The 8,208-nt window shown below is 64.2% G+C and carries 4 protein-coding genes; 3 read left to right on the top strand and 1 reads right to left on the bottom strand.

All coding sequences use genetic code 11. The features are described 5' to 3' along the window. Nucleotides 1–41: 41 nt before the first annotated feature. The 3 genes from acnD to prpD all read left to right on the top strand — a co-directional run bounded on the left by acnD (nt 42) and on the right by prpD (nt 5,391). Nucleotides 42–2,630, top strand: a complete 2,589-nt coding sequence (acnD, locus tag APH28_RS05415; RefSeq protein WP_060507946.1) for a Fe/S-dependent 2-methylisocitrate dehydratase AcnD — start codon at nt 42–44, stop codon at nt 2,628–2,630. Nucleotides 2,631–2,643: 13 nt separating this feature from the next. Further along, entirely contained in the window at nt 2,644–3,834 is a 1,191-nt protein-coding gene (gene prpF / locus APH28_RS05410; protein ID WP_060507945.1) for a 2-methylaconitate cis-trans isomerase PrpF, read from the top strand. Nucleotides 3,835–3,906: 72 nt separating this feature from the next. After that, nucleotides 3,907–5,391: a 2-methylcitrate dehydratase gene (prpD, locus tag APH28_RS05405; protein WP_060507944.1), complete on the top strand. Its 1,485-nt coding sequence runs from the start codon at nt 3,907–3,909 to the stop codon at nt 5,389–5,391. Nucleotides 5,392–5,457: 66 nt separating this feature from the next. On the opposite strand, the gene acnB is transcribed toward prpD, so the two are convergent. Beyond that, a complete protein-coding gene (gene acnB, locus APH28_RS05400) occupies nt 5,458–8,067 on the bottom strand; it encodes a bifunctional aconitate hydratase 2/2-methylisocitrate dehydratase (RefSeq protein WP_060507943.1) in 2,610 nt (869 codons plus the stop codon). Nucleotides 8,068–8,208: the final 141 nt, after the last annotated feature.

Here is an 8,208-nt window from a genome sequence, read left to right as displayed (position 1 = left end):
GGTGAAACCTTCCGACTCCTGTGACTGAGCCTGAAAACGCTATGAACACTGCATTCCGCAAGAACCTGCCAGGCACACCCCTGGACTACTTCGATGCCCGCGCCGCCGTCGAGGCCATCAAGCCCGGTGCCTACGACAGCCTGCCATACACCTCCCGCGTGCTGGCCGAAAACCTCGTGCGCCGCTGTGCTCCGGCTACCCTCGACGCCTCACTGGGCCAGCTGATCGAGCGCAAGCGCGACCTCGACTTCCCGTGGTTCCCGGCCCGCGTGGTGTGCCATGACATCCTCGGCCAGACCGCCCTGGTCGACCTCGCCGGCCTGCGCGATGCCATCGCCGATAAAGGCGGCGACCCGGCCCAGGTCAACCCTGTAGTGCCGGTGCAACTGATCGTCGACCACTCCCTGGCCGTGGAGTGTGGTGGTTTCGACCCGCAGGCGTTCGAGAAGAACCGCGCCATCGAGGACCGCCGTAACGAAGACCGCTTCCATTTCATCAACTGGACCAAGAAGGCGTTCAAGAACGTCGACGTGATCCAGCCCGGCAACGGCATCATGCACCAGATCAACTTGGAGAAAATGTCGCCGGTCATCCACAGCGACCGCGGCGTGGCCTACCCGGACACCTGCGTCGGCACCGACAGCCACACCCCGCATGTCGACGCCCTGGGCGTGATCGCCATTGGTGTCGGCGGCCTGGAAGCCGAGAACGTCATGCTTGGCCGTGCCTCATGGATGCGCCTGCCGGAAATTGTCGGCGTCGAACTGACCGGCAAGCTGGCGCCGAACATCACCGCTACCGACCTGGTGCTGGCCCTCACCGAATTCCTGCGCAAACAGAAAGTGGTCGGCGCCTACCTTGAGTTCCATGGCGAAGGCGCCCGCGCCCTGACGCTTGGCGACCGCGCCACCATCTCAAACATGGCTCCGGAATACGGCGCCACTGCCGCGATGTTCGCCATCGACCAGCAGACCATCGACTACCTCAAGCTGACCGGCCGCGACGACCAGCAGGTGCAGTTGGTCGAGACCTACGCCAAGGTCGCCGGCCTGTGGGCCGACAGCCTGGCCAAGGCTGAATACGAGCGTACCCTGAGCTTCGACCTGTCGAGCGTAGTGCGCAACATGGCCGGCCCGTCCAACCCGCACGCCCGCGTTGCTACCAGCGACCTGGCGGCCAAGGGCATCGCCGGCGCCTGGGAAGAAGTGCCGGGGCAGATGCCCGACGGCGCGGTGATCATCGCCGCCATCACCAGCTGCACCAACACCAGCAACCCGCGCAACGTCATCGCCGCAGGCCTCCTGGCGCGCAACGCCAACAAGCTCGGCCTCAACCGCAAACCGTGGGTCAAGTCGTCGCTGGCGCCAGGCTCCAAGGCCGTGCAGCTGTACCTGGAAGAGGCGGGCCTGGAAAAGGAACTGGAGCAGCTGGGCTTCGGCATCGTCGCCTTCGCCTGCACCACTTGCAACGGCATGTCCGGTGCACTGGACCCGGTGATCCAGCAGGAAATCATCGACCGCGACCTGTACGCCACCGCCGTGCTCTCGGGCAACCGCAACTTCGACGGGCGTATCCACCCTTACGCCAAGCAGGCCTTCCTGGCTTCGCCGCCACTGGTGGTGGCCTATGCGATTGCCGGCACCATCCGCTTCGACATCGAAAAGGACGTGCTGGGCGTGGTCGACGGCAAGGAAATCCGCCTGAAGGACATCTGGCCGAGCGACGAAGAAATCGACGCGGTGGTGCGTGCGGCGGTCAAACCGGAGCAGTTCCGCAAGGTCTATATCCCGATGTTCGCCATCGAGGAAGACCGCGGGCCGAAAGTCGCGCCGCTGTACGACTGGCGCCCGATGAGCACCTATATCCGCCGCCCGCCTTACTGGGAAGGCGCCCTGGCCGGCGAGCGCACCCTGCGCGGCATGCGCCCGTTGGCGGTGCTGCCGGACAACATCACCACCGACCACCTGTCGCCGTCCAACGCCATCCTGCTCGACAGCGCTGCGGGTGAATACCTGGCGAAAATGGGCCTGCCGGAAGAGGATTTCAACTCCTACGCCACCCACCGTGGCGACCACCTGACCGCCCAGCGCGCCACCTTCGCCAACCCCAAGCTGTTCAACGAAATGGTGCGCAAGGATGACGGCAGCGTGATGCAGGGTTCGCTGGCGCGCATCGAGCCGGAAGGCAAGGTGACCCGCATGTGGGAGGCCATCGAGACCTACATGGAGCGCAAGCAGCCGCTGATCATCGTCGCCGGTGGCGACTATGGCCAGGGTTCGTCCCGCGACTGGGCAGCCAAGGGCGTACGCCTGGCCGGTGTCGAAGCGATCGTCGCCGAGGGCTTCGAGCGTATTCACCGCACCAACCTGGTGGGCATGGGCGTGTTGCCGCTGGAATTCAAGCCGGGCACCGACCGCAAGACCCTGGGCCTGGACGGCAGCGAGACCTATGACGTGCTTGGTGAGCGCAAACCGCGGGCGACGCTGACCCTGGTAGTCACGCGGCGCAATGGCGAGCGTGTCGAAGTGCCGGTGACCTGCCGCCTGGACACTGCCGAAGAAGTGTCGATCTATGAGGCGGGTGGGGTGCTGCAACGCTTTGCCCAGGACTTCCTCGAAGCGACCGCTTGAACAGGACTTGAACATGGCACATGTACCCCAAGTGAAAATTCCCGCCACCTACATCCGCGGTGGCACCAGCAAGGGCGTGTTCTTCCGCCTGCAGGACCTGCCGGAAACGGCCCAGGTCCCAGGCGCGGCGCGCGATGCCTTGCTGTTGCGGGTAATCGGCAGCCCCGACCCTTACGCCAAGCAGATCGACGGCATGGGCGGCGCCACTTCGAGCACCAGCAAAACGGTCATCCTGTCGAAGAGCATCAAGCCTGGGCACGATGTCGACTATCTGTTTGGTCAGGTCGCCATCGACAAGGCCTTCGTCGACTGGAGCGGCAACTGCGGCAACCTCTCTGCCGCAGTCGGCTCGTTCGCCGTCAGCAACGGCCTGGTCGAGCCGACGCGCATTCCGCGCAATGGCATCGCCACCGTGCGCATCTGGCAGGCCAACATCGGCAAGACCATCGTTGCCCATGTGCCCATCACCGAAGGTGAAGTGCAGGAAACCGGTGATTTCGAACTCGACGGCGTGACCTTCCCGGCCGCGGAGGTGCAGCTCGAGTTCCTTGATCCGGCCGCCGACGAGGAGGGTGGCGGCGGGGCGATGTTCCCCACTGGCAATCTGGTGGACGACCTGGAAGTGCCGGGGATCGGCACCTTCAAGGCGACCCTGATCAACGCCGGTATCCCGACCGTGTTCGTCAATGCTGCCGACATCGGTTACACCGGCACTGAATTGCAGGACGCGATCAACGGCGACTCGCAGGCGTTGCAGCGCTTCGAGACCATCCGTGCCTACGGCGCCGTGCGCATGGGGCTGATTGAGCATGTCGACCAGGCTGCCGGGCGTCAGCACACGCCGAAGGTGGCTTTCGTTGCGCCGCCGAGCACCTACACTGCGTCCAGTGGCAAGGCGGTTGCGGCCGGTGACATCGACCTGCTGGTGCGTGCGCTGTCCATGGGCAAGCTGCACCACGCGATGATGGGCACCGCAGCCGTGGCCATCGGCACCGCTGCAGCCATCCCTGGCACGCTGGTCAACCTCGCCGCTGGCGGGGGCGAGCGCAGTGCCGTGCGCTTCGGCCATCCGTCCGGCACCTTGCGGGTCGGGGCCGAGGCGCGCCAGGTGGATGGCCAGTGGACGGTGACCAAGGCAATCATGAGCCGCAGTGCTCGCGTGCTGATGGAGGGCTGGGTTCGCGTGCCTGGCGATAGCTTCTAACGCACCACCGACGCTCGGCTTTAGTTCGCTGGGGCTGCATGGCAGCCCCAGCAATTCTGAAGGGAGCTGGCTATGAGCGCTAACGTGGACCTGAACGACCGCCCGGACTACGACCGGGTGCTGCAAACCCTCGCCGACTATGCGCTCGGCTACCGGGTCGAATCCCCCGAGGCCCTGGACACCGCACGCAACTGCCTGATGGACACCCTGGGCTGCGGCCTGCTGGCCCTGCGCTTTCCTGAATGCACCAAACTCCTCGGCCCGCTGGTGGATGGCACCGTGGTGCCCAATGGCGCCCGCGTTCCCGGTACCGCCTACCGCCTCGACCCGGTCAAGGCCGCCTGGGATATCGGCTGCACCGTGCGTTGGCTGGACTATAACGACACTTGGCTGGCCGCTGAATGGGCGCACCCCTCGGACAACCTGGGTGGCATCCTGGCGGTTGCCGATCACCTGTCACAGAAGCGCGTGGCCAGCGGCGAAGCGCCGCTGCTGATGCGTGACGTGCTCGAAGCCATGATCATGGCCCACGAGATCCAGGGTGTGCTGGCCCTGGAAAACGCCTTCAATCGCGTTGGTCTCGATCACGTGATACTGGTCAAGGTGGCCTCGACCGCTGTGTGTGCCCGGCTGATGGGTGCCAAACGCGAGCAGATGCTTTCAGCCTTGTCCCATGCCTTCGTCGATGGCCAGGCACTGCGTACCTATCGACATGCGCCCAACGCCGGCTCTCGCAAATCCTGGGCAGCCGGCGATGCTTCCAGCCGTGGCGTGCGTCTGGCCGACATCGCGCTGCGGGGCGAAATGGGTGTGCCAGGCGTGCTGACGGCAGCACAGTGGGGGTTCCATGACGTCTCGTTCAGCCACACCAACAGGGACCTGGCGGTGAAGCCAGCCGGTCAGTATGAGCTGCGCCTGCCGCAACCCTTGGGCAGTTACGTGATGGAAAATGTGCTGTTCAAGGTCAGCTTCCCGGCCGAATTCCACGCCCAGACTGCCTGCGAGGCCGCGGTAAGCCTGCACCCGCTGGTACGTAACCGCCTGCATGAAATCGACCGCATCGTCATTACCACCCAGGAGTCGGCGATCCGCATCATTTCCAAGAGCGGCCCGCTGGCCAACGCCGCCGACCGTGACCACTGCCTGCAGTACATGGTGGCGGTGCCGCTGATCTTCGGGCACCTGGTGGCCGAGCATTATGAAGATGCTTTCCATGCCCACCATCCGAGCATCGACCGCCTGCGCGAGAAGATGGAGGTGGTTGAAGATCCGCGCTTCAGCCGCGAGTACCTGGAGGCGGACAAGCGTTCGATTGCCAATGCCGTGCAGGTGTTTTTCAAGGATGGCAGCAGTACCGAGCAGGTGCTGGTGGAGTATCCGATCGGGCATCGGCGGCGGCGGGAGGAGGGGATACCGTTGCTGGAGGCCAAGTTCAGGGGCAACCTGGCGACGCGCTTTGTGCGGCAGCGGTGTGAAGAAATTTTCGTATTGTGCAAAGACCAGCAACAGCTGGAGGCAATGGCGGTGCACCGGTTTGTGGATTTGTTCGTAATCTGAGGTCGGCGCAGGCTCATAAAAAAACCCGGCATTTCTGCCGGGTTTTTTATTGCTGCTTACTGCTGATTACGCCTGAACCACCGGGATCTTGGCGTTGGCAGCCGCTTCACGGAACTCGGCGATCTGGTCGAAGCTCAGGTAGCGGTAGACGTCGGCAGCCATGCTGTCGATGTCCTTGGCGTACTGCATGTACTCTTCGACGGTCGGCAGCTTGCCGATGATCGAAGCGACCGCAGCCAGCTCGGCCGAGGCCAGGTACACGTTGGTGGCGTCGCCCAGACGGTTCGGGAAGTTACGGGTCGAAGTGGAAACCACGGTCGAACCGGTCTGCACACGTGCCTGGTTACCCATGCACAGCGAGCAGCCTGGCATTTCCATGCGCGCACCGGCCTTGCCGTAGATGCCGTAGTAGCCTTCTTCGGTCAGCTGGTGGGCGTCCATCTTGGTCGGCGGGGCCAGCCACAGACGGGTCGGGATACCGCCTTTGACCTTGTCCAGCAGCTTGCCGGCAGCGCGGAAGTGACCGATGTTGGTCATGCACGAACCGATGAACACTTCGTCGATCTTCTCGCCCTGTACCGAGGACAGCAGGCGGGCATCGTCCGGGTCGTTTGGCGCGCAGAGCACAGGCTCTTTGACGTCGGCCAGGTCGATTTCGATGATTTCAGCGTATTCGGCGTCGGCGTCGGCCGACAGCAGCTCAGGCTTGGCCAGCCAGGCTTCCATGGCCTGGGCGCGACGCTCCAGGGTGCGGGCATCGCCGTAGCCTTCGCCGATCATCCAGCGCAGCAGGGTGATGTTGGACTGCAGGTACTCGGCGATGGCCTTTTCCGGCAGCTTGATGGTGCAGCCGGCAGCGGAACGCTCGGCCGAGGCGTCGGACAGCTCGAAGGCTTGCTCGACGGTCAGGTCGTCCAGGCCTTCGATTTCCAGGATGCGGCCGGAGAAGGCGTTTTTCTTGCCTTTCTTCTCGACGGTCAGCAGGCCCTTCTGGATGGCGTAGTAAGGGATGGCATGTACCAGGTCACGCAGGGTGATGCCAGGTTGCAGTTTGCCCTTGAAGCGCACCAGGATCGATTCTGGCATGTCCAGCGGCATGACGCCGGTGGCGGCGGCGAAGGCCACCAGGCCGGAACCGGCCGGGAACGAGATGCCGATCGGGAAGCGGGTGTGCGAGTCACCACCGGTACCCACGGTGTCAGGCATCAGCATGCGGTTCAGCCAGCTGTGGATGATGCCATCGCCTGGGCGCAGCGACACGCCGCCACGGGTGCGGATGAAGTCTGGCAGGGTGTGGTGGGTATTGACGTCGATCGGCTTCGGATAGGCCGCGGTGTGGCAGAACGACTGCATCACCAGGTCAGCGGAGAAGCCCAGGCACGCCAGGTCTTTCAGCTCGTCGCGGGTCATCGGGCCAGTGGTGTCCTGGGAACCGACAGTGGTCATCTTCGGCTCGCAGTAGGCACCCGGGCGTACGCCCTGGCCTTCTGGCAGGCCGCAGGCACGGCCGACCATTTTCTGGGCCAGGGTGAAGCCTTTGCCGGTGTCGGCAGGCTGCTCTGGCTTCTTGAACAGGTCGGAAGCACCCAGGCCCAGTTCGGCACGGGCTTTTTCGGTCAGACCACGGCCGACGATCAGCGGGATACGGCCGCCAGCGCGGACTTCATCCAGCAGCACTTCGGTTTTCAGGGCGAACTCGGTAACCAGTTCGTCGCTGCCGTGACGGCGCACTTCACCTTTGAACGGGTACACGTCGATGACGTCGCCCATGGCCAGGTTGGTGCAGTCGAATTCGATCGGCAGGGCGCCGGCGTCTTCCATGGTGTTGTAGAAGATCGGGGCGATCTTGGTGCCGAAGCAGAAGCCACCGGCGCGCTTGTTCGGCACGTACGGGATGTCGTCGCCGAAGAACCACAGCACCGAGTTGGTGGCGGATTTGCGCGAGGAGCCGGTACCGACCACGTCACCGACGTAGGCCACCGGGAAGCCCTTGGCCTTGACCGCTTCGATCTGTGCCAGTGGGCCGACCGAGCCTGGCTGCGACGGCTCGATGCCGTCACGGGCCATTTTCAGCATGGCCAGGGCGTGCAGCGGGATGTCAGGGCGCGACCAGGCGTCCGGAGCAGGCGACAGGTCGTCGGTGTTGGTTTCGCCAGGCACCTTGAACACGGTCAGGGTGTACTTGTCGGCGATGGCCGGACGCGAGGTGAACCACTCGCCGGCGGCCCAGGAGTCCAGCACGGCCTTGGCGTGAGCGTTGCCGGCCTTGGCTTTTTCGGCCACGTCGTGGAAGGCATCGAACATCAGCAGGGTGTGCTTGAGCTGTTCGGCCGCGACGGCGCCCAGTTCGGCGTCGTCGAGCAGCGCAACCAGCGTCTCGATGTTGTAGCCGCCCTGCATGGTGCCCAGCAGTTCAGCAGCGTGCTTGCGGTCGATCAGTGGCGACTGGGCTTCGCCCTTGGCGACGGCGGAGAGGAAAGCGGCCTTGACGTAGGCAGCTTCGTCGACCCCTGGCGGAACGCGGTTGGTGATCAGGTCTACGAGGAAGGCTTCTTCGCCGGCCGGCGGGTTTTTCAGCAGCTCGACCAGGCCTGCAGTTTGTTCGGCGTTCAGCGGCTGGGGCACGATACCCAGGGCGGCACGCTCTTCGATGTGTTTGCGGTAGGCTTCAAGCACAGTTATTTCCCTCATCAGTGGTCCCTAAAGGGGGTCCGGGACGCTCATCCAGCATTCAATGCACCCATGCGCTGCCACGGCTTTGTGGGCCGCCCAGCCAGGGTCGCAGAGAATCCTTACAGAAGCTGCTTTCAAAGTTTT

Origin of the sequence: Pseudomonas sp. NBRC 111124 (assembly GCF_001320245.1) — a bacterium.
Classification (GTDB): Bacteria; Pseudomonadota; Gammaproteobacteria; order Pseudomonadales; family Pseudomonadaceae; genus Aquipseudomonas.
The sequence above is the reverse complement of the archived record's forward strand: the minus strand, read 5'-3'. Positions and strand labels throughout refer to the sequence as shown.

What these genes read in the sequence shown, in the direction of transcription:
- prpF (WP_060507945.1), top strand. Translation starts at nt 2,644, where the DNA reads ATGGCACATGTACCCCAAGTGAAAATTCCCGCCACCTACATCCGCGGT.
- prpD (WP_060507944.1), top strand. Translation starts at nt 3,907, where the DNA reads ATGAGCGCTAACGTGGACCTGAACGACCGCCCGGACTACGACCGGGTG.
- acnD (WP_060507946.1), top strand. Translation starts at nt 42, where the DNA reads ATGAACACTGCATTCCGCAAGAACCTGCCAGGCACACCCCTGGACTAC.